This window comes from Pedobacter gandavensis (genome assembly GCF_014172405.1).
In the GTDB taxonomy this organism is placed as follows: Bacteria; Bacteroidota; Bacteroidia; order Sphingobacteriales; family Sphingobacteriaceae; genus Pedobacter; species Pedobacter gandavensis.
The window spans coordinates 57,744-81,201 of record NZ_WNXC01000011.1 but is presented as its reverse complement, the minus strand read 5'-3'; the positions used below and the strand labels follow the sequence as shown (position 1 = coordinate 81,201).

The following is a 23,458-nucleotide window of genomic DNA, read 5'->3' as shown; positions in this document are numbered from 1 at the left end:
AGTGGCAAAATTTGAACAATTCAAATATTCCGAAGGTCTCTCTAAAAGATCTATCGATGCACTTTCAACTTTTCTAAGAATTAATGCAAAATCATCTGAAGAAGTTTTATTATTAAGATTACTCTCTGGTACCGTAAAAGTCCAAAATTTGGTAACAAAAGTTACATTTGAACAACGAGTTAATTATTTAAATTTTGATTATAGTCATAACACTAAAACATCTGCCAAACTAATAAATGAAACTTTAAAGAATTCTTCGATTTCACTAAAGGATCTAGAAGATTACTATTCTTCTGCAATAAAATACGGTAACAAAGTTTATTTTAAGAATTTACTGTTAGAATTAACAAATTACTTTTATCAAAAAAAGAAGGGTGCTCATGCTACCGCATTTTTACACTTATATAGATCTGTTGAACTTATTTCATATTGTTTTCCATTATATTATACCTCAAGAGCTACTAGTTATGAGAAAACCTACAATAGCCTTAAGGATTTTTTCACAAAAGTAGAAGGAGAATTAAGTTTCTTTAAGAATTTTGTTAATGAGCATTTATTTAAACATAACATAGCGCTTTTAGATATCCACCTATCAATTAGAATAAACAGCGGAGTCCCACAGCTAGATTCTCAATATTTTCAAGCAATAAAAAAGTTGTGCGATAAAAGCAAAAATATAGATCTAAAAAGTGCTACTCCTAGCTCTGAAATCGTAATATCAAGAAGAGGTCTGACAAGTCTAATCTTTGATCTAAGAAATAGATATTTCCACTTACTTTCTGGAGACTATAACGACAATTTTAGTTCAGTCGACCTAGCAGAAATTGACATGTTTTACGAATGTGTAAATGAGCATATAGTTAATTGGATATCAGTTATATACATAGAAATATTGTCGCAGAAAGTATCCTAAATCAATTTTTTAAATTCATAATTAATCCTTAATGATCAGTCGTGTCATCTAGTCTGCGTCATTAGCAAAATATGAAAACAACACAAATAGAATAAATCCTATGCGAAAATATTTGAACTGGCTCATTCTCAAAAAGACTAAATATACACCTTTAAAAACTCATGAATATTATCAAAAATTTGGGATTGAAAAGAATCCCATTACTAATGAATACAAAATTAAAAACAAGAAAATACTTGAAAAAGCTTACACTAAGGCTTGGGAGAATCGAAATTTTGAGATAGATAAATTTTGGACACGAGCTGCATATTTTTGGGGATTTATTGTTTTAATATTCGGTGGGTATATTACTTTATTGACAAATGAACATTCTAATAGAGCTTTAGACATTCATCTTGATCTTTACCTCATTTCATTAGGAATGTTATTTTCTGTTGCTTGGTATTTAGTAATTCTCGGCAGTAAAAGTTGGCAAAGGAACTGGGAGGCACATATTGATTTTTTAGAAGACTTCATTTCAGGGCCCATTTATAAAACTATCTTTTATTCGGGAGACAGATTTTATTCGGTGTCAAAATTAAATGAGGTTATGGCTATAGCTGTCATACTAGTTTGGGGAGGTTTATACGGACAGTTTATACGAGCGAATTATTGTTTTGCAATAAATAAAAAGATTGATTTGATGGCAACTTCAACTATTATCATAACGATCATTTTTATGTTGGTACTATGTAGGGGATACTCTTCTGGCGATTACAGCTCCGAGAAAAACAAGTTCATAGACAGATGGGAGTGAGAAAGAGGAAAAACATCTAAAAAACTAATTTTGATTAATCACTCCATAAATTTAAGCTTGTCCCTCAACAGGTTTCAATAGATTCGATCCGAACAATATTCAGCTAGGCTTAATCAGCCTGGCTTCATTTGCATAGAAGTTGAAAGCGGCACATTTACAAATGACATTGGTTTAATTTAACTACATTTAGGGGAGAGCGTTAATTAGGGTGTGTCGAAAGGCATACCTTTTTTTATGCAACTTCCTTTGGGAACTCTCTTTTCAACTTTCTCTAAATTATCAAGATTATGTGACCGTTAGAAACAGAAGGTGAACTTAATTTGCCCATATGGTACAAAACGTTTCGGCAAGGGGTTTAATTACCTTAATATTGTTTTATTAACGTAATCATATAATCATGACAAAGGAACATATAGAAAGTAAGCTAACGACCATCTGGGATAAGTTCAGCAATAAATTTGAAAGTGGGGATCTAAACAAAGTCTTAGATAGGAAGTTTGTTTATACCCTACCAGAAAAATCAGATATATTAATTACTGGGATTAACCCTTCTTTTAGGGAGGGAAGTGTGGAAGCTCCAATAAGTTATAAATTGAGTGATGCTAAACATTCATACTTTACGACTTTAAGGAAGATCGCCCCAATTCATAATGGTCATACATCTTATCTAGATTTGTTCCATTTCAAGAATACTGAGCAGTCGATTCTTTCCAAGTTCTATTTAGAGAAGGATCTGGGGCTTGGCTTTTTGGCTGAACAGCTTAATTTAACACAACATATAATTGAATGGATTGCCCCTAAAGTTATTCTGGTAATGAACAAAGGTTCTTGGGGATTCTGGGGGAAAGAAAGCAATTGTACCTGGATGGGATATGAAATGGAAATGTTGAATGAATCATTCAAATTTGGACAATTGTGTCAAATTACAGGATTGAGATTGAATAATGATAGGGTTGCACCTGAAATAGAACAAACAAGTTTAAAAGGTACCAAAGTCTATTTCTCACGACATTTAAACAGAATGAGTAATGAACAGTTAGAGTTAATAAAAGAAGAAATTGCTTCTATAGTCATTTAAAAGGTTGTTGTTCCTAATTTTATGAGATTACATTTGGTAAACTCATTATCAGAGGACTTTAGCAAAACTAACACTATAATTGAGACAGAATATTAACGGTATATATAAGCAGTAAAATAATTGTCCCAAATTCTAGAATTTTAACAAAAAACCTATGGCAACACCACGAATATTTGTAAGCTCTACCTGTTATGATTTACAGGAAATTAGATCTCAATTAAGAAATTTTATTAGAGAATTTGGTTATGAACCTGCCTTAAGCGAATTTGATGATATTTTTTATAATTATGACAAGCACGTTCAAGACTCCTGCTTGGAAGAAATACCTAAATGTCAGCTATTTATATTAGTTATTGGAGATAATTATGGAAGTTTATATCACAGAGACACTCAGAATAATAAGACTCCTGATAGCGTCACATTGGCTGAATTTAGAAGAGCGCTAGAACAAGATGTCTGTAAGCATATATTTGTCAATAAGTTTGTAGACTATGATTATAAGAATTACAAGCGGGCCCTTGAGAAGGAGATTATTAAATATTTTAAAGAACATGACGTTGCCGATGACGAGGTTAGAGATGTTAGGTTGGCTCAAAAGGAGCAGTTTGACACCAAATATCATTTTCCTAGGGAATCTTATAAATTTGTCTTCTATTTTCTAGATGTAATATATAATTTGGCTGAAGGTACTGCTGTAAGTTCGTTTGAATCATTCAACGACATCAAAGAAAACCTTAAAAAACAGTGGGCAGGGTTAATATATGAAGCATTAACCCGAAAAGGCAATAAAGAAAGTATCATTAATTCATTAGAGGAAAAAATAATAAACATTGATAAGAATTTACATAAGCTGCTTCAATCTAAGACTTCTGAAAATGGTGCTAGTCTGACATTTGATATCTCTAATCTGAAACGAAGTAATGATATCCAAGAATTAGATGAATTAAAAGATCAAGTTCACGGTTCATTATGGAATATTTGTAATTTTGAATCTGATGATAATTGGGGCAATTCTCATTATGACAAAAGAATAGCCTTCAGCAGAAAATTAGATAATATTGAAGTTAGGACATGGCTTGATGGTCTTAAGAGTATAATGCAAAGCTATAAATGGTCTAACTCAATTAATGCTGAAAATTTGTTTGAAGGATTGCCTTTAAAGCATTACGATAAATATAATTCCGACATCAACTACAAGCTTATTTTGGAATTATACTCCATTTATGGCTCTTTAAGGGAAGAAGAGGATAAAGCTAGTTTTGTTTCGACTGTTTGCCAAGAATTGAATAAGTGTTATGATGGAGATAGTGCTGATGCAGTAAACATTCAGGCCCCTGGGGAAGAAGATGAATTGCCATTTTAGACTTTACGAAGGCAAGCTTATCAACTCAACAGGATTAAAGAAGCTATCAAAAAATTGATCAAATTAAATGAATAAAACTAAATATTTAAAAGAAATTCAAGACAGACTCCCCGACGATTTAGTAGTTGAAGATGGAACTTCATATGAATTTACCGAAGATGAATTTATAGGGATATTATCATGGATACAATATTTTAATATCCATTACAAGGAAAAGCAAAAGAGTGAAACACCTGCTATGCTATTCCCAATAATATCAAAGCGAATTAGCCTTGACTTCGGACTTTATATTACAAAAGATGATAATGACAATCATGTCATATACATATCAGCGAATGGACAAATGTTAAATGGTAAAATAAAAGAAGAGTCGGTCAAGGAATTAATTAATACGTGGGGGCTTTAAATACCAATAGATTTATTAATTATTTACACAAAGTTAAGCTTGTCCAATAGACACGTTTAAAGAAGTTCCGGCATAAACGCTCAGGTGGCCTTTGCGCATCACCTATTTATTCCGTGTGCCTCTTTACTTAGTCTCTTGGAAAGCTTGGTTTAAATACCATAATTAAAAAATCATGGTATATAAAAACACATTATTCAACGTGGCGGAGATTGAAATCTCATATAAGCCAAAGTACAAGCCTTCCGAAATACCTCAAATTAGTAGTTCTGAGCAAGCTTATGAAGTACTGACACAACATTGGGACTTGGGTAGAATAGAGTTCTTAGAAGAGTTTAAAATCATCTTATTGAACAGGAGGAATCGAGTGTTAGGGGTGGTAAATATTTCAAGTGGTGGTGTCAGTGGGACAATTGCAGATCCGAAGGTAATCTTTGCTACAGCATTAAAAACTGGAAGTTCAGGGATTATCTTGGCGCATAACCATCCAAGTTCTGAAGTTGATCCGAGTAGTGAGGACATAAACCTAACAAAGAAGTTGTATTCAGGAGCAAACCTACTTGACTTAAAAATAATGGATCACTTGATTATAAGTAAAAACAGTTTCTATAGCTTTGCTGATGAAGGGATCATATAGACCAAATGGAATTACTAACTTGCATTAATTAACAAATATTATAAACAAGGTTAGATACTGTGCGAGATTTGTGCACATAACATGGAGATAGGTAAAACAAGGGGTTAACATGCCATCAGGGACGAAAGACTCGTTTCTGGCAGGCAAGAGGTCAGCGGTTCGACTCCGCTATTCTCCACTCTTAAAAACGTTCAGGGATCTGAAAGTTTTAGTAATACTGAGTCGGTTCCTGAAGATAAACGTTCTCGTTTATTTGATAGAAAGACAAAATGGGGGGATACCAGAGTGGCCAAATGGGACAGACTGTAACTCTGTTGTCGCAAGACTTCGAAGGTTCGAATCCTTCTCCCCCCACTCCAATAGCAAAAAACCTTTCAGTGAAAACTGGAAGGTTTTTTTGCTTTAAAAGCAGATTTTCTGCGCACATTGAGACACGATGTCTTCTCAAAATACCATTATTCAATCCGAAATAATATAAACTCATTTATAAAAGTTATCTGATTATAAAGTAGATTCAATGTTGAATTACAGTTAATACACGTTTTTATAAATTATGAAAGGAAAGCAAGCGCAATTAATGAATGGTACTGCAGTGTCTAATCCAACTGAATATTTAATACTAGGTATCGACACCTATATTTATTATGTTTTAGATGAATCAAATTACGTTGACATACTTGGAAAGAACCAGATTGAAATAACGGATGAAAGTAAACCAGCGTTCTGGATTGAGAAAGACGGTCGGTTACTGCCGGAGGAATGGTTTTGGGAGAACTTCTTTAATCTACATGATACCGATCTCTCTGATGAATGGGATGAAATTTGGTTTATTACCCAATTTGCTAAAGGTCTTTCGAAATTCAATTTACCCAGTGTTCCCTTACATTTTAGAAAGGCATTTGATAAAGATTATAAAATCCAGTTGATCGAAAATTATCTCGAAATGGCAGAATGTTACGATAACCTTGTTAATGAATACATAGAAAACAAATATACATTCAGGAAGTTCAATGATGAGCTTACCTGCTTTAGATGGTCAAATAACACTCCAGAATACTTCACAAAGAAGTTAATGTCTATAAAGACCTCTGGCTTTGATACATTAAAGGGAATATTGGAGAGATTAGGAGAATCTTTTAAGAATGCAAAAATTAATATCAATGTTCACTGGCTTGATATGATAAAAAATAGGGTATTGTATTCCATCTGGTCTCTATTTGGAACAAAAGACTTTGAAGTTTACGAGCTTATTGATACTGGACATTCATACTCAGATTACATGATAAAATATGAGGAGGAAACTTATCTACTTTCATTTGAAAGTTTTTACGGGTAAAATGAGTCTGATAGAAAGACAAAATAGGAGATACCAGAGTGGCCAAATGGGACAGACTGTAACTCTATTGTCGCAAGACTTCGAAGGTTCGAATCCTTCTCCCCCCACTCCAATCAAAAAACCTTTCAGTGAAAACTGGAAGGTTTTTTGATTTAGCACAGGTTTTCTGTGCACAATATGTGCACAAATCGAGCACCATATCTAGCCATAATCAACAAAAGTTATGGTAACTATAGCAGTTGTCTTAGATAAAAGAAGAAAAAAAAGAGATGGTACTTATCTGCACTCAATCGCTATCTAACCATAAACGAAGGTTGTAAGTAATCTCCTCCTCACATGATCCTCAGCTGAGGATAAAATCTCTACATCATTCTTCCGTCTTTAATAGATGGTTGATAGGTCCTTCTATGGTCATAAAGACCAATCAAGACTTTAATGAAGTCATATTAACCTTTAATTATATTAATCAACACTATAAACTTATCTCGAATTGATTCCGTAACTTACCAGTATAAACTACTGTAAATCAACCAAAAGCACAACATGGGAAAATTAAAAAATGGACTATTTGGGGGCTTTAGTGGCCGTCTTGGCAACTTAGTGGGTTATACGTTAAACGGAAAGTCGATTATCAGAACAATTGGTCACAGTACCAAACCGCTAACCATCGGAAGAAAAGCCAATTGTGAAACGATGACTGTCGTAAACTCCTTTCTGAAGTCAAATTTAAACTTTATCCGTACAGGGTTTAGGTTAATTACTGCGGGAACGGATCAAAATTTCTACAATGCAGCTGTTTCCTATAATAAAAAACACGCTGTTCAGGGAGAATACCCGAATATAAGCATGGACTACACTAAAGCCCTGATTAGCATGGGAAGTCTCTTAAAAGCAGGTAAAACACAGATTTCTCAACATCCAGAGGGTATAGAATTCAAATGGGAAGTTCCTGCAGACCTACTTTGGGCACACAGAAACGATCGCGCCATGCTGTTGATACATTTTCCTGATACAAATGTTTCTACTGCTGTGATGAGCGGATCAAGAAGACATCTAGGTACAGAGCTGGTAGCAATCGACCCAAACCTTGCTGAAAGCCGAATGGAGGCCTATATTTCCTTTATTAATGAAGATGGAACAGAGATATCAGATAGTGTTCATGCTGGTTCATTAAATCTTCCGGAACCAAAAATCCAGCAAGCCCCTGAGCCTCAAAAACAAAAAACTTCAGTTGTTCATCAAAAACCGAAACCAACCCAAATCACAGCTCAGCACAAGCCCATACTACACAACAAATCTGTTCAATGGATCTCCAGTCAGTATAATACCTCATCAACAACTTATAATTACTGTATTTCCTCCCCTCCTTCTTGATTACAATATTAATTTAGGATCCAGATTTCGTTCATTTTCCAATGATTATTTATTTGGAACGCATTGAGATATTAAAGATAATCATGAATTTAACTACACTTGTAAATAGCTCTTATTTATTATAAATGCTCCTTTATCGATATCCCAGCCCATATTATGTTAAAAGCCTATAGCCATACCGACTTTCCTATTCTTGAATCCTGGGTAACTGATGAAGCACTCCTGCTACAGTTTGCTGGAACCGATTTCTCCTACCCGCTTACAGCGCAACAAATTATAGCTTATCAGACTATACATCAAGATCGCCAATTTTATATAGGTTGTATGGAAGATGGTACGCCATACGCCTTTGGAGAGATTATCCCTCAAGAAAATGGTAGCCACAGATTAGGAAGAATACTTGTAGGGAATCCCTCAAAAAGAGGTGTCGGATTGGGGAAGCTTTTTATAAATGAGCTACTGGAAGAAATCAAACAACATTACCCTGGTACTCTGGTTGACTTATACGTTTGGGAAAAGAATATACCGGCAATAAGATGTTACGAATCAGTTGGATTTATAATGTCTCCGGAACGCAGCATGACAATGGTTCATAAAGAGCTTGCTTATCATATCCACAAGATGACCTACAACACTGCTGCCTATGCGCCAATAATTGTTTCCAATTTATAAATGGCAAAAATTGCCAGTTACACCAAAACCAAGATACTCCACAAGATTGTTTTACAAAATAATAAAGCATATTACATTTATTTATATCTTTAAATTCCCTGATCCCATTCATCGGCCCATATAATGCTATTACCAACTGTAGGCATTGAACAAATTTTCAACCTTCCTTATACGAAGGAGGATTTTAAGCTCGTTCATCACCAGCCCATCAATATGACCGTTATTCCTCATGCCCATAAGCATGATTTTTATATGATCCTATTGATTGAAAATGGAGGTGGTACGCATACCATCGATTTTAAAGAACATGAGGTAAAAGATCAGATGGTATTTTTTCTTGCCCCTGGACAAGCGCATCAATGGGATCTTGCGGAAAACACCTCAGGATATCAGCTGATGTTTTCTATGAAATTCCTGTTGTCTGGCAATCTGAGGTTTCCATATTTCAATTTATCTGCGACGCCCTTTCTGCCCTTAAAAACGGAACAATATCAAGCTTTACTACAAGAATTGAAACAAATAGAAAAAGAGGAAGCCTTAGCCGACGACCTTTACATCGACCTGATTCAAACCCGCTTACAAGTCATATTATTACTGCTGAAAAGATGGTATTCTGACAACTTTGATGTACATGAATATGCCCCGGATCACCGCATCATTAACAATTTCCTCGCTTTACTAGAAAAGCATTATACGGAACATAGTGAAGTTGGATTTTATGCCACCCAAATGAGTGTAACCGCAAATTATCTGAACCAGGTTTGTCGGAAGAAAGCCGGAATTACAGCCGGTGATTTGATCAGAGACCGGATTTTATTGGAAGCAAAAAGACTGCTTACTTTAACACAGTTAGACATTAAGGAGATTGCCTATACGCTAGGCTTTAATGATTCTTCCTACTTTTCCCGTTTTTTTAAGAAATATACAGATACTTCTCCGCAGGAATTCCGAAAAATGAATAATTAGTACCCATGATGTGCTAACCTGTCCTATTCCATTTCTTTTTGGATAGATAAATTTGCGTATGAAATACCGCATGATTTTATTGCTGTGTTTGCTGTTTTTCAGCTTAAACACCTTAACTGCCTGTTCCCAGGAAAAAACTATGACCGATACTACAAATGAGATCTTTCAGATCATTGCCAAACAGAACCTTTCAGAATTGGAGCACTGGCTTGCTAAAAGTCCCAATCTGGAACTAAAAAACCAAAAAGGAGAAACACCATTAATGGCTGCAACCTACCTTAATCAAGTACCAATGGCCAAACTATTGATTGCCGCCGGTGCCAACGTAAATACGCAAGACGGCATGTTGAACAGTCCGTTTTTATATGCAGGGGCTTCAGGATATTTAGAGATTGTAAAGCTATGCCTAAAAGCAGGTGCAGATTACCAGGTTTTCAATAGATACAATGGAACAGCTTTAATTCCAGCTTGCGAAAAAGGACATGTAGCCGTAGTGGAAGAGTTGCTGAAAGATAAAACTTATCCCATTAACCACATCAACAGATTGGGCTGAACTGCTTTATTGGAAGCTGTTATTTTAGGCGATGGAGGTCCAAAACAAGTGAAAATAGTACAATTACTGGTAGATGCCGGATGTGACATCTCCATTAAGGACAAAGATGGTGTCAATTCGCTAGAACATGCCAAAAAGAAGAATTTCAAAGAAATCGTGAGTATTCTGGAAACAGCAACTGCTAAAAAATAAGCTTTATGAAAAAACTACAACTGATCTTAATGGGTTTACTTTTAGCCCAGGTCACCTTTGCACAAAAAATAACCGCAGATTTACTAATTAAATCCGCAACGATCATCGATATCAAAACAGGAAAACTTATCCCTAACCAGGGAATCGCCATAAAAGATGGAATGATTACCGCGGTATTCCCGGAAAGCCAACTTTCGAAATATGCCGCTAAACAAACTTTGGATGCCACAGGTAAATTTGTAATGCCTGGCCTTTGGGATAACCACATGCACTTTGGTGGTGGCAAAGAATTGATTGAAGAAAATAAGAACCTACTGGCTTTATACCTTGCTCATGGCATCACGACCATTCGCGATGCGGCCGCAGACATTAGTCCGAGTGTATTGGAATGGAGAGAAGAGATTGCCAAAGGAAAACTTCAAGGACCAACCATCCTGACCTCAGGCCCGAAATTAGAAGGTTATAATTCTAGCTGGATTGGCGATATAGAAGTTGGAAACACTAAAGAAATTCTGGCGGCGCTAGATTCTTTGAAAAAGATAAAAGTAGATTTCGTGAAGATCACAGACAATACCTTGAGTCCGGCGCTATTTTTAGAAAGTATTGTTCTGGCACGTAAAGCAGGGTATCAGGTATCCGCACACATACCTAGTTCCATTACGATGGAACAGATTGCTGCAGCTGGCTTAAGCTCAGTTGAACATCTTGGTTATGCTTTAAAAGCCGGTTCTAGTCAGGAAAAAGAGATTTCACAAGAAGTAGCCGAAGGAAAATTGAAAGGAAAAGCTTTCAACCAAAAAGTGATGGATACTTTTGATGAAACCGCAGCTTTAGCCACTTATAAGAATATGGCAAAACATGGAATGTATTTGACGCCTACCCTATCCTTGAGTTATATCCTTGCCTATTTTGAACAAGACAACCATAAAAATGATGATTACCTAAAATACATTGGTAAAGGCTTACAACAAACCTATGTTGGTCGGGTAAAAAGAGTAGAACAAGACAATGCTGAAGCGATTGAATTCAGACATCAATTGTTTGAAAAAACAGTAAAAACCCTACCTCTTTTACAAAAAGCCGGGGTAAAAATAATGGCTGGAACAGATGCGGGGTACTTAAATTCTTATACCTATCCAGGCATCGGCCTCCACAAAGAACTGGAACTGATGGTAAAATATGGATTAACGCCATTACAGGCACTACAAGCTTCTATAATCAATTCACCTGCATTCTTCCATAAAACAGCTTACGGAAGTCTTAATAAAGGTAAAAAAGCAGATATTCTTTTATTGAATGAAAACCCTTTAAACGACATTACTGCTACACAAAAAATCTACGCTGTGGTGGCAAAAGGAACCGTGTTAGACCGTAGTACACTGGACCATATGCTGCAGTCTGTTGAAAAGAAAAACAGGACCGAGAACTAAAACACTTTTAGTATATCATAAAACAGGGTGCCCTTGAATAAAGGGCACCCTGTTTTTGTTAGGAGATTATTTAATTAATAACCTGGATTCTGAGGTCTCAGGTTAGGATTGTTTTTGAAGTCCACTGTTGGCAATGGGAACAACAAATGTTTTTCAGCCAAGACCACATTAGGTGTTGCTGCGAAAGCGTGTCCTACGAAATTGTCAAAACCATTGGTCGTTTCATTGTACACTTTTCTTAAGCGCACCATGTCAAACCAGGTAATTCCTTCGTAGCATAGCTCATGCCAGCGCTCGCGCCACACCGCTTCTTCAAATTGCGTCTGACCTAAACCAGAAGCAGGCGTTAACAGGGCACGTCCTCTGATGGCATTGATCGCATCATAAGCCGCTTGATTTGGCGCTCCATCGGCACGGTTTTGTGCTTCCGCATAAGTCAATAGAACTTCTGCATATCGAATTTGTGGCCAGTTTAAGCTACTTTGAGCAGTCCCTTTCACCCCTAAGGTTCCATTTGCGACTACGTCAAAGTGTTTAAATATATATGGAGCATTTAGTTGCTTCAATGCACCATCACCACCAGTATAGTAAGAAGTATAGAAGAATCCTACTCTATCTTTTGCTCTCAAATCACCAGCTTCATAAGAGTTGTAAAAATTAGCTGTTGGCACAGTACTTCCCACCTCATCGCTATAAGCAGAAACATCCTTGAAATTAGGCAATAACAATTGTTGCATTGGGTTAGTTGCTACAGAAGCCAGGTATTGAATTTCAAACATGTGTTCTTTTCTATTTTCTGTAGTCAGGCTATGAAGCTCTGCATAAGTATCGAACAAGCCGAAACCACCGTCTTTGATCACTTCTAATGATTTATCTGCAGCCAGTTTATAGTAAGGAACACCTTTATTTAAAGGAAATCCTGCCATCGTTAAATAAACTTTGGCCAATAGCGCCTTCGCGGCACCTTTACTTGCGGTACCACTTGCTTGTTGCCAAGGTAATCCTGCTGTTTCGGCAACGGTTAAGTCCTCCACAATTTGCTTATAAACCGCTTCTGTTCCTGTTCTTGTAGGATAGAAATCAGGAGAACCAGTCGTTTGAGGCACTAAAATCAAAGGTACATCACCATACAATCTCACCAGATAAAAGTAAGCCCAGGCACGTAAAAATCTGGCTTCACCAAGCACTTGTGCTTTTCTGGTTTCATCCATTGGATTGATTCCAGGGACCTTTTGTATGGTTAAATTTGTCTGTGCAATCACATTGTATAAACCTGCCCACCAGTTTCTCACCAATAGATTCTCTCCAGTGAAAGATAAGCCGGCAAGGTTATTCAAGTCAGAATTTTGTCCGGTTTCTGTTTTTGCAGTACCCGTAACCAATTCCAACATAGAGAAGTTTGCCGCAAAGATACCTGCGCCATTTCCGATGAAACGAGTTTGTGCATATCCCGCAGCAATAGAGGCTTCGGCATGCTCTGGAATGGTATAATAGGTATCCGGTTGTAAGTTTGAAGGGTCTTTTTCTTCCAGGAATTTCTTACATCCCGTTCCAAGCACCACCATTGCGATCAGGAGTATTTTGCTTGAGGATTTTATATTTAATTTCATGTTATTTTAATTAGTATTGACAATTGTTAGAACTATAAACTCACATTTAAGCCAATCATAAAAGTAGTTGGCTTAGGATAATCGAAGAACGTTTGTCCCTGTGCAAAAGCATTGGAGTAAGTCGTTACTTCAGGATCATTTCCGGAGAATTTAGTAGCCAGGAAGAAGTTTTGCACACTACCATAAACTCTCATTTTGTTTATTTTCAGTTTCTTGGTCACACTTTCTGCGAAAGTATAGCCCAATAATAGATTTCTACCGCGGATAAATGAACCATCTTCTACCCAGTGGCTATCCACATTGGTTACATAACCTGCTCTGGTATCACGAATGGCTGCGATAGGCGTATTTTGATTTTGAGGAGTCCATGCATTTAATACGCTGGCATAACTATTCGCAATTCCTACACGGTCTTCAGCAGAGTGTTTAGTCATATTCAATACATCATTACCTGCAGAATATTGAAGTTCTACCGTTAAATCAAAGTTTTTATACTTAAAAGTATTGGAGAAAGCACCCCATGCTTTTGGGCTACCATTACCGATGATACCACGATCTAAGTCATTAATTTGGTAATCACCATTCACATCCAGGTATTTAATATCACCAGGAAGTATTGGTTTACCAGCTCTATAATTATATTTTGCAGCTTCCGTACGTTCGCTTTCACTCCAGGTACCCAATCTGGTTAATCCCCAGAAAGAACCTACTGGTTGACCCACACGAATGATTCCGGTTTCATTGGTAAATCCAGGATTTCCAACACCAAAAATATCTGCTGGAGTCGCCAATGAAAGGACTTTATTTCTATTCATAGAAATATTAAAACTGGTATTCCAGCTGAAATCCTGAGTGCTGATGTTTACCGTATTGATGGCAAATTCCAGTCCCTTGTTTTCCATACTACCCACATTTTTTGTAATTGAGCTATAGCCACTACTTAATGGTACCGGAGCATCTAGTAACATGTCTGTAGTTTTACGGTAGTAAAGATCCGCTTCCAGGTTAATTCTGTTATCGAATAAGCCTAATTCTACACCAACGTCAGACTGACCTGTCTTTTCCCATTTCAAGTCTGGATTGGCAAGGCGATTTGTACCTACACCACCTACTCTGGTATCGTTAATGATGGCAGCATAACCTGTTCCCAAGACTCCTAATGATAAATAACTAGGGATTTCAGAGTTACCGGTTACCCCATAACTGGCACGAAATTTCAAATTAGAGATTACTTTACTGTCTTTGATAAAATCTTCTTCAGACACTTTCCATGCTACAGCAGCAGATGGGAAGAAGGAGAACTTATTGTTTTCACCAAATTTAGACGAGGCATCTGCACGACCAGTAGCCGTAAACAAGTATTTATCTTTGTAGCTATAATTTAAACGTCCGAAATAAGAGTTAAATGCAAAACGCTCTGCTCTTGATGTTCCTGGAATTGGCTTACTTGCCGCACCTAAGTTATTGTATTCTAAGTAATCGGTAGAGAAGTTTTCACCACTGGCACCAAAACCGAAGATATTTGTTTCCTGCCAAGACAAACCTGCCATTGCATTGATCGCATGATCTTTAGAGAATCGTTTGTTATAAGTCAGATAATTCTCAAATGACCAATAGGTTTCTCTGTTATTATCTAAGGCAACAGTACCTTTCTGATCGTAAGAAATACCATAAAGGCTACGTCCGTTAAATTCAGAACGGCCGCGGGTTACCACATTTGCTCCTAATACAGAACGGAACTCCAGTCCTTCAGCAAGATTTACGTTTGCATAAGCGTTACCAAGCACATTCTGTGTCTGCAATAGGTATTTACGATCTGTCATGATGTGCACCGGATTCGAGCCTCCTTCTGCACCAGGGTAGTTTGCATTGTCTGCCCAACTACCATTTGGATATTTAACAGGCAGGAAAGGGAAACTTTCTGTAATCATCCTTACAGAATTCAGTCCACCAGTACCAATGTCCACCAGATTTTCTGTTTGATTGGTATAGTTTAGACTACCTCCTATCTTCAGCCATTTTTTCATTTGACTATCCATTACAAACCTTCCGGAATAACGTTTGAGGTAAGAGTTTTTCAACAATCCATTGTCATCTCTATAGTTCAGGAATAAGCCGTAGCTGTTCTCCGCATTACCACCGGTAAATCCAAGCTGATGATTTTGTGAAAGCTTATTTTGTGTGGCTTCTTTAAACCAGTCTGTATCATATAAAGGATTTCCGTTACCATCAAAAAGCAACGGCAGGCTTTTCCTTTTTATCCTTGGATCTACATAGTTATTCGCTGCCCATCCTACAGGATCATAAATTTTAGCATTTTCGTAGGCTAAATTTTCTACATCAATAAACTCCTGAGCATTTAGCATTTTTACGCGTTTTGGGCCAATAGTAGGCACACTAAAATCTACATCGTAAGTAATTCTATTACCTGTATTAGAACCTTTTTTAGTGGTGATTAAAACTACCCCATTGGCACCTCTGGCACCATAAATCGCGACAGAAGATGCATCTTTCAATACCTCTACGGAAGCAATATCACCAGGATTCAAATAATCAATTGCATTACTATTTTGCGTTTGTGAACTTACTGGAAGCATCACACCATCTACTACATACAATGGGTTATTGGTGGTTTTGATGGAACTAAAACCACGGATACGAATATTCGTTTGTCCGCCGGGACGTCCAGAGTTAGAGTTCACTTGTACTCCAGGAATACGACCTGCAAGCGCTTGATTAAGCGATGCTGCCGGGCGTTCTTTCAATTGCGCTTCTTTTACAGAACCTACCGCACCTGTTAAGTCGGATTTTTTCCTGGTACCATAACCGATAACGACAACATCATCCAAATCCGTGGCTGATGATGGCTTCAATTTGATCGTCAGTGGGCTATTACCTGATCCAGCTTCACGTGTTTGCGTTTCATATCCGATATAGCTGAACGACAACTGCTCTGTCGCATTTTCTACTTCAATACTGAATTTACCGGCAGCATCGGTGACTGTACCTTTATTAGTTTTCAGAGACTTAACACCTACGCCAGGTACAGGTTTAGAGTTTTCATCTAATACTGTTCCAGTGATTAGTATTTTTTGACTTAAGTTATTAGGAAACAAAAAAGTAGAATGGGATTTCGCTGCTTTTATCATCAGCTCTGCTGGTGTAGCATGCGCTTGCATCCCCGTTAAACAGAGCAAAGGAAGCCCTGCAAAAACTAAGTTTTTAATGTTCATTACAATTTATATTTAGGTTGGTTTATTGGTTGTTTTGCATTCCCTGTATGCAAACTCCGGTAAAGGAGTGTTTTTAAAAGGGACACATGTCGTTTTAACGATTTAGCTTTTTGGTTTAGTTAGTTTATTTATTCATACAGATCAATTAAGGTGAGGTAAATGGTTTATTTTGGGTTTAGTAATTCGTTTTATTATTTTCTAAAAAAAATAGCATAGCAATCCCTGCCCGATGCCAAATCAGGTTTCCTTTCAAAAAAGGACAGCTTAAATCAAAATAATGATAAGGTACCCGCTAAAAAGTTGAGCTAATACGTTTTAAAATATAGTCAGCGGTGTATGTAATAAAAGTAGAATCATTCATATTTGGTTATATTTTGGTTAATGATCGTTTTATCTAAAAGCAACAGTATTGTACTAATACGTTTTACTAAATCAATGATAAAGAATATTTACTATATATCAAATAATATGTGAAACTAAATGAAAATCAGTCTTTTGATGGCTTTTAACGGCCTTTTAGGTACGAAACAATCAACTTTGCGGTTCGTTCTGAAGCACCTGCGGTTCCCATTTTTCCAGATAATTCTGCATAATCGGCTAACATGGCGGCTCGAACTTCCCCATGAAGCAGCTCTTTTACAACGGCAGTGATTTGTGAAGTGTTACAGTCTTCCTGAATGAGTTCAGTCACAACTTTTCGGTCCATAATCAAGTTTACCAGAGAGATAAAGCGGATTTTTACCAGCATACGGGCAATGGCAACAGAGATTTTTCCTCCCCGGTATACCACAACCTGTGGCACATGAAACAAGGCCGTTTCCAGGGTTGCCGTTCCCGAAGCTACAATTGCCGCTTTGGCCACATGAAGCAACTGGTAGGTCTGTCCGAAAACCAAGGTTACATTTGCAGTATTTATAAATTGTTGGTAGTAAGCAGCCTCAAAGCTAGGCGCAGCAGCTACTACAAACTGTTGATCAGGAAAAGCGGAGGTGACACTTAACATATCTGGAAGTAATCGTTCGATTTCCTGTTTCCTGCTCCCCGGCAATAGGGCAATGATGTCTTTATGAAGATTGTATTTAGTTTTAAACTCCGGGTCTGGTTTAAATTGTGCGATTTCATCCAATAAAGGATTTCCTACATAATCAACCTCCATACCCCAGCCTTTGTAGAAATCGACCTCAAAAGGCAAGATACAAAATAGCTTATCTACTATCTTTTTAATCTTTAATACCCGCTTCTGGTTCCAGGCCCAAACCTTAGGTGAGATGTAATAAGCGACTTTAATCCCATTTGCTTTGGCAAATTCTGCGATCTTCAGGTTAAAACCTGGAAAATCAATCAGGATCAATACATCAGGTTGATAAGCCAGCACATCTGCTTTACAAGCTTTCATGTTCCTGAAAATCGTTCTTAAGTTCATCAAAACCTCGGTAAAACCCATAAAAGCCATTTCCGAGTAGTGTTTTTTCAACTCCCCTCCTTCTGCTTTCATTTTATCACCCCCATAATAGCGAAATTCTGCAGCTGCATCTTCCTCCTTTAACGCCTTCATTAAGTTAGCGCCGTGTAAATCTCCGGAGGCTTCTCCAGCTACTAAATAGTATCTCATTATTGGTTGATTTTATAGAAAAAGAAGAGAAAAGCCCATAGAAATGTAGCACTAATAATCCCTCTACCGGTATTTTCCTTGTTTATTTTAAAGAAGTATTGGAGTAATAAAGCGTTTACGGCAATGGAGGCGATGAGTAATAAATCTGCCTTGGCCAAAAAGGCAAAACGATGCATCAGGTACCAGGAAATACTTCCAAGGATACCAGGAGCCAGTATACCGACCCCCAGTCCTATAAATACCGAATCTTTAACTCGTCTAAACATCAAATGTCCAGCTGTTCAATACCGGGATCGCATGGTGCGCCGTTAAATCGAATTGCACGGGAACAACAGATACGAAACCGTGTGCTAATGCCCATACATCTGTATCTTCTCCTTTATCGTTATTTTGGAAAACACCAGTTAACCAGTAATAAGGACGTTGGTAAGGATCTTTACGCTCATCGAAATCTTCCGCCCATTTGGCATTTGCCTGGCGACAGATCTTTATACCTTTTAGGTCTGCTCCTTTAGGAAAGTTGACATTGAGTAAAGTTGCCTGTGGCAGTCCGTTTTTCAATACTTCTTCAGAGATCACCTTGATAAATTTCTTACAATGGCTGAAATCAGCAGCTTCTGAGAAGTCGTCCAGTGAAAATCCAATTGAAGGAATTCCTTCAATCGCCCCTTCTACCGCAGCAGACATGGTTCCTGAATAGATCACATTGATAGAATTGTTCAAACCATGGTTAATTCCTGACACACATAAATCAGGTTTCTGACCTTTAAAGATCTTATTTACCGCCAGTTTTACGCAATCCACAGGAGTTCCTGAACATTTGTACATTTCTACGCCTTCATAAAGATCTACACGATCAAAACGCAATGGTTTTCCGATGGTAATGGCGTGTCCCATACCCGATTGTGGACCATCTGGTGCAACTACCACCACATTACCCAGTTCTCTCATCACTTCAATCAGGTTTTTAATACCTGGCGCAGTGATTCCATCATCATTGACTACTAATATATTGGGTTTTGAATTTTGCTTCTTCATACTACAAAAATACGAGATTTAGATAGAATGTTAAGAAATAATCGACTTTCCGACTATATTTGAATATAACTTACTAAACATGAAGAACAAACTAATGCTACTCGCCTGTTTTTTAATTGCAGGGACGAGTCTAATGGCTCAGTCCGGTTTTCAATGGAAAACGGCAAGCTCGGGTGGATATACTTATAAGTATGTGACCAACGATCCAACAAAATCACGTTTTTACACCTTAAAAAATGGTTTAACTGTAATTTTATCGCCAAACACAAAAGAACCAACTATTGAGTTCCGCATGAGCGTAAGAGCTGGAAGTAATACTGATCCGCGTACTGCAACCGGATTGGCCCATTACCTGGAGCATTTACTATTTAAAGGAACTGATAAATTCGGAACCCTGGACTTCGCTAGAGAGAAACCATTATTGGATAAAATTGATGCCCTTTATGAGCAATATAATAAGACTACTGATCCGGTAAAACGTAAAGAAATCTATGCACAGATTGACAAAACTTCAGGTGAGGCTTCTCATTATTCTATCGCCAATGAGTATGATAAGATGATGAAATCTATTGGTGGGCAATCTACCAATGCACATACCTGGTATGAGGAAACGGTTTACAATGAGGATTTCCCTTCAAATGCAACAGATAAATTTCTGGCTTTGCAGGCAGAACGTTTCCGTAATCCAATCTTCCGTATTTTTCATACAGAACTGGAAGCAGTTTATGAGGAGAAAAACAGAGGATTAGATGACGATTCCTGGAAGATAAATGAGAAAACTGCAGCGTTATTGTTCCCAACACATAATTATGGTCAGCAGACCACCATTGGTACCGTAGAACACTTAAAGAATCCTTCTTTGGTGGAAATCAGAAAGTATTACAACAAATACTATGTACCAAACAATATGGCTATCGCCATGGCCGGAGATTTCAATCCGGATGAAATGATCAAAAAAGTAGATCAGTCTTTCTCTTTTATGCAAGCGAAGCCGGTAGCATTGTATCAGCCAGCACCAGAAAAACCATTGACAAAAATCCAGAAATTAGACATTTATGGTCCTAGTGCGGAAAGTGTGAGGTTATCTTATAGAGGCTTTGCAGAGAATACGCAACAAAGTTTATTGCTAGACTTAATTTCCAGCATCCTTTCAAATGGTAAAGCTGGTTTATTAGACATCAACCTCAATAAACAACAAAAAGTACTTCGTGCTTCTGCCGCTTATCAGCAGATGAAAGATTACGGTATTTTCTTCCTTGTGGCACAGCCTAAACAAGGACAAACTTTAGAGCAGGCGCAACAATTGTTATTGGATCAGTTGAATATCCTTAAAAAAGGAGATTTTGATGAAAGCCTGATTAAAGCGACAGTTGCGAATCAGAAACTGAGCTTATTACAATCATTTGATGACAATGGTTTCCGTGTAGAAGCAGTAACCAATGAATTTATCTTGAACCGTGCTACAAAATGGGACAAGTCGTTAAATGGCCAGGATGCTATGGCAAAAATCACTAAAAAACAAGTGATTGACTTCGCCAACCAGTTTTTCAAAGACAATTACGTGGTAACGTACAAACATAAAGGGGAAGACAAGAGCATTGCTAAAGTGGAAAAACCAACCATTACTCCAGTAGAAACCAATGCAACAGAAACTTCGCCATTCGCTAAAAACTTATTGGCAACACCATCTAAGCCAATTGCACCTAAGTTTTTAGATTTCCAGAAAGACCTTAATTTTGGTAAAGCTGGTATTGCTGAGGTGATCACTGTAGAGAATAAGGAAAACAGTATTTTCCGCATGTCTTATCGCTTTGATATGGGGGCTTATAACAATCAATTGATGCCTTACGCAGCTCAATACCTTACTTTCTTAGCTACAGATAAATATAGCGCTGAAGAAATCAGTAAGGAATTTTATAACATCGCTTGTAATTATACTTTTAATGTGAGCAATGAAGTGGCTACGATTAACATCAGTGGCTTGCAAGAGAATTTTGATAAAGCAGTAAGTTTAGTGGAACACATCTTGAGCAACTGTAAAGCCAATGAGCAAGCTTTAACAGAATTGAAAAGCAGAATTCTTAAATCAAGAGAGAACAATAAGTTAAATAAAGCAGCAATTTTGAGTGGTTTGATGAGTTATGCACAGTTCGGAGCGAATAACCCAACCAACTATACTTTAACAAATCAAGAGGTAAATAACATGACCTCTGCTGATTTATTATCGATTATACATAACCTAAGGAATTACAAACATGTAATCACTTATTTTGGCCCTGAAAATCTGAATACTTTCAGTGCAAACATCAATAAGTTACATAAGTTGCCAGCTGAATTTACTGCGATTCCGGGAGCGAAAAAATTCGTTTACACGAATAATGAAAAAAGTCAGGTTTATTTCGCAGACTATGATATGGTGCAATCTGAGGTTCGTTGGGCAAGAAATGCAGGCAAATACGAGGCTGATCTTGCGGGAAAAGTAACACTTTTCAATAGCTATTTCGGTGGTGGCATGGGCTCCATTGTTTTCCAGACCATCAGAGAATCTAAAGCATTAGCTTATTCGACTTTCGCTGTTTTCGCTGCTCCAGACCGTGCTGACAAACAGTATACCATGGTTGCTTATGTAGGTAGCCAGGCTGATAAAATGAATGATGCCGTTAAAGGAATGAATGACTTACTGAATGATCTTCCTAAATCAGAGAAATCATTTGAAGCTTCAAAGTACAATGCCATGAATGCAATCGAAACGAGTAGAATCACAAAAGATGGTATCATTGCTGCCTATTTTGCGAATAAAAAACTAGGTATCGACCATGATGGTAGAATTGATGAATACAATGAACTGAAACCTTTAACTTTTACCGACATCAAAGATTTCCATGATACACGCGTGGCTCACAAGCCATACAACTACTGTATTGTTGCTTCTGATAAAAAAGTAAAATTGGAAGATATGGAGAAATTTGGAACGTTCAACAAATTGACGCTAGAGCAGATTTTCGGTTATTAAATCACTTTATTTGACTTAAAAAAGGCGGATCAAAATTTTGATCCGCCTTTTTTAATTTATACCTATTGCATTTTTATACTTAGCAATAAACAAATGAATTAAACGCTACAATGACTTGATCCAGGTTACCAGTTCATCACGGGTCTTTCCTGTCTTCTGTTGTAATTTACCATACATTTCATCTTCTTTACCCTCTTCATATTTCAAATCGTCGTCGGTTAAATCGGCATAAGCTTGTTTTACTTTTCCCTTAATCTCATTCCATTTTCCCTTTAATTCTAACTTATCCATGTGCTCCTTTTTTTTATGATTAACAATAAATAGATACTTAAAGAACAGCCAATAAAATTATTTGTTTGATCTTCTGTAACCTTTTACCCCTTTTAATCATCTTTATTAAGGAAGCTTCCCTGAAAAGGGCTCACCAAAAAGGAACCACAATCAAGACCTGAACCTAACCTAAATCAAATGAAAAAACTGCTCTACTTATTATTATTTACCACTTGCATTTCCCAGTCTTCCTGTACGATGGTCATCAAAGGCCTGAGCAAAAGTATCGTCAAAAAATACGATGACCATACCGATATGAATGTATCGTCTTTTCAGGTGATGGATAACAAAGGAAAACTGCATCCCTATTCGGATTTATATGCCGGAAAAACGGTTTACTTATATACCTGGGCAAACCTGAATGCTGGTCCTCCTCATGATAAAAATTACGATGACCTGAAAGCTCGTTTTGCTCCATATCCGGACGTCGTTTTCGCGGATCTATATATCGGAACGGATGAAAAAGGATGGCTTGAATTCGTTAAAAAACATCCAGTTAGCAATTCCCTGTTTTTGGTTAAGGATGCGGCTTCTAGCGGATTCCTGACCGCATTGGAAGGTTCTACGGTTGTGCCTTGTATTGTTGGTAAAGACGGTGCGATGCTTTCTTTCAAAGGACCTAAACCACAGGATAAGATCCTGGTAGATTATATTCTCTTTCAGGCCAGAAATGGTGTGGATGGTACTACCTCTGGAAAGAAACTGATCAAAGGGGTGAATAGTAAGAGAAAATTCAAGACGGAAGAATTGAATGATTGGTATAAGAAACATTTCAAGGTGAATGAGATCAAGGATTTGTCTTTTGGCATTTCCTCTACCCAATAAGCATCGCGCGCTCTTGAGCGCGCAGATACCATAAAAAAAGGCAGCTTTAGTAAATTACTAAAGCTGCCTTTTTGCATAATTTAT

At 37.2% G+C, this 23,458-nt stretch carries 21 protein-coding genes and 2 tRNA genes; 17 read left to right on the top strand and 6 right to left on the bottom strand.

The annotated features are described in order from the left end of the window. Position 1 precedes the first annotated feature (1 nt). The 15 genes from GM920_RS22605 (at position 2) to GM920_RS22540 (ending at position 11,713) form a co-directional block, all read left to right on the top strand. The gene (locus GM920_RS22605) at positions 2-913 is read left to right on the top strand and encodes a cytochrome P450 family protein (RefSeq protein ID WP_182961671.1); all 912 of its coding nucleotides are present in this window, start codon (positions 2-4) and stop codon (positions 911-913) included. A gap of 100 nt (positions 914-1,013) precedes the next feature. After that, positions 1,014-1,709, top strand: a complete 696-nt coding sequence (locus GM920_RS22600; protein ID WP_182961670.1) for a RipA family octameric membrane protein — start codon at positions 1,014-1,016, stop codon at positions 1,707-1,709. 397 nt (positions 1,710-2,106) lie between these two features. Beyond that, a complete protein-coding gene (locus GM920_RS22595; protein ID WP_182961669.1) occupies positions 2,107-2,787 on the top strand; it encodes a hypothetical protein in 681 nt (226 codons plus the stop codon). Between the two features lie 154 nt (positions 2,788-2,941). Then, positions 2,942-4,150 (top strand): DUF4062 domain-containing protein, encoded by a 1,209-nt coding sequence (locus GM920_RS22590; protein ID WP_182961668.1) that lies wholly within the window; start codon positions 2,942-2,944, stop codon positions 4,148-4,150. A 67-nt stretch (positions 4,151-4,217) separates the two neighbouring features. Further along, positions 4,218-4,556: a hypothetical protein gene (locus tag GM920_RS22585; RefSeq protein ID WP_182961667.1), complete on the top strand. Its 339-nt coding sequence runs from the start codon at positions 4,218-4,220 to the stop codon at positions 4,554-4,556. A 172-nt stretch (positions 4,557-4,728) separates the two neighbouring features. Further along, positions 4,729-5,190 carry a JAB domain-containing protein gene (locus GM920_RS22580; protein ID WP_182961666.1) on the top strand — a complete coding sequence of 154 codons (462 nt, stop codon included), beginning with the start codon at positions 4,729-4,731 and terminating at the stop codon, positions 5,188-5,190. 271 nt (positions 5,191-5,461) lie between these two features. After that, a tRNA-Tyr gene (locus GM920_RS22575) sits at positions 5,462-5,544 on the top strand. Between the two features lie 199 nt (positions 5,545-5,743). Continuing rightward, entirely contained in the window at positions 5,744-6,526 is a 783-nt protein-coding gene (locus GM920_RS22570; protein ID WP_182961665.1) for a hypothetical protein, read from the top strand. Between the two features lie 26 nt (positions 6,527-6,552). After that, positions 6,553-6,633: transfer RNA gene (locus GM920_RS22565), tRNA-Tyr, on the top strand. A gap of 436 nt (positions 6,634-7,069) precedes the next feature. Next, complete coding sequence (locus GM920_RS22560; RefSeq protein WP_182961664.1) at positions 7,070-7,900, top strand: DUF6266 family protein; 831 nt, start codon at positions 7,070-7,072, stop codon at positions 7,898-7,900. Between the two features lie 156 nt (positions 7,901-8,056). Beyond that, the gene (locus GM920_RS22555) at positions 8,057-8,572 is read left to right on the top strand and encodes a GNAT family N-acetyltransferase (RefSeq protein ID WP_182961663.1); all 516 of its coding nucleotides are present in this window, start codon (positions 8,057-8,059) and stop codon (positions 8,570-8,572) included. 123 nt (positions 8,573-8,695) lie between these two features. Further along, positions 8,696-9,538 carry a helix-turn-helix domain-containing protein gene (locus GM920_RS22550; RefSeq protein WP_182961662.1) on the top strand — a complete coding sequence of 281 codons (843 nt, stop codon included), beginning with the start codon at positions 8,696-8,698 and terminating at the stop codon, positions 9,536-9,538. 58 nt (positions 9,539-9,596) lie between these two features. Next, positions 9,597-10,091, top strand: a complete 495-nt coding sequence (locus GM920_RS22545; protein WP_202986169.1) for an ankyrin repeat domain-containing protein — start codon at positions 9,597-9,599, stop codon at positions 10,089-10,091. 48 nt (positions 10,092-10,139) lie between these two features. After that, complete coding sequence (locus GM920_RS23630; RefSeq protein WP_202986168.1) at positions 10,140-10,283, top strand: hypothetical protein; 144 nt, start codon at positions 10,140-10,142, stop codon at positions 10,281-10,283. Between the two features lie 5 nt (positions 10,284-10,288). Further along, entirely contained in the window at positions 10,289-11,713 is a 1,425-nt protein-coding gene (locus GM920_RS22540) for an amidohydrolase family protein (protein ID WP_182961661.1), read from the top strand. Between the two features lie 74 nt (positions 11,714-11,787). Here GM920_RS22540 and GM920_RS22535 read toward each other — a convergent pair whose 3' ends face one another. The 5 genes from GM920_RS22535 to surE all read right to left on the bottom strand — a co-directional run bounded on the left by GM920_RS22535 (position 11,788) and on the right by surE (position 19,206). Continuing rightward, entirely contained in the window at positions 11,788-13,323 is a 1,536-nt protein-coding gene (locus GM920_RS22535; RefSeq protein ID WP_182961660.1) for a RagB/SusD family nutrient uptake outer membrane protein, read from the bottom strand. A gap of 32 nt (positions 13,324-13,355) precedes the next feature. Then, positions 13,356-16,556, bottom strand: coding sequence for a SusC/RagA family TonB-linked outer membrane protein (locus GM920_RS22530; protein WP_202986167.1), 3,201 nt, complete (start codon positions 16,554-16,556; stop codon positions 13,356-13,358). Between the two features lie 505 nt (positions 16,557-17,061). Then, positions 17,062-18,168 (bottom strand): lipid-A-disaccharide synthase, encoded by a 1,107-nt coding sequence (lpxB, locus tag GM920_RS22525; protein ID WP_182961659.1) that lies wholly within the window; start codon positions 18,166-18,168, stop codon positions 17,062-17,064. Further along, positions 18,168-18,434, bottom strand: coding sequence for a stationary phase survival protein SurE (locus tag GM920_RS22520; protein WP_182961658.1), 267 nt, complete (start codon positions 18,432-18,434; stop codon positions 18,168-18,170). The genes lpxB and GM920_RS22520 overlap by 1 nt, the downstream gene beginning before the upstream one ends. Beyond that, positions 18,427-19,206: a 5'/3'-nucleotidase SurE gene (gene surE, locus GM920_RS22515; RefSeq protein WP_182961657.1), complete on the bottom strand. Its 780-nt coding sequence runs from the start codon at positions 19,204-19,206 to the stop codon at positions 18,427-18,429. The genes GM920_RS22520 and surE overlap by 8 nt, the downstream gene beginning before the upstream one ends. 79 nt (positions 19,207-19,285) lie before the next feature. Between surE and GM920_RS22510 the strand changes: the two genes are divergently transcribed. Beyond that, positions 19,286-22,219, top strand: a complete 2,934-nt coding sequence (locus tag GM920_RS22510; protein WP_182961656.1) for a M16 family metallopeptidase — start codon at positions 19,286-19,288, stop codon at positions 22,217-22,219. A 105-nt stretch (positions 22,220-22,324) separates the two neighbouring features. Here the strand turns inward: GM920_RS22510 and GM920_RS22505 are convergent, their stop codons facing one another. After that, positions 22,325-22,510, bottom strand: a complete 186-nt coding sequence (locus tag GM920_RS22505) for a CsbD family protein (protein ID WP_182961655.1) — start codon at positions 22,508-22,510, stop codon at positions 22,325-22,327. A 177-nt stretch (positions 22,511-22,687) separates the two neighbouring features. Between GM920_RS22505 and GM920_RS22500 the strand changes: the two genes are divergently transcribed. Further along, a complete protein-coding gene (locus GM920_RS22500) occupies positions 22,688-23,374 on the top strand; it encodes a hypothetical protein (protein ID WP_182961654.1) in 687 nt (228 codons plus the stop codon). The last annotated feature ends 84 nt before the right edge of the window (positions 23,375-23,458 follow it).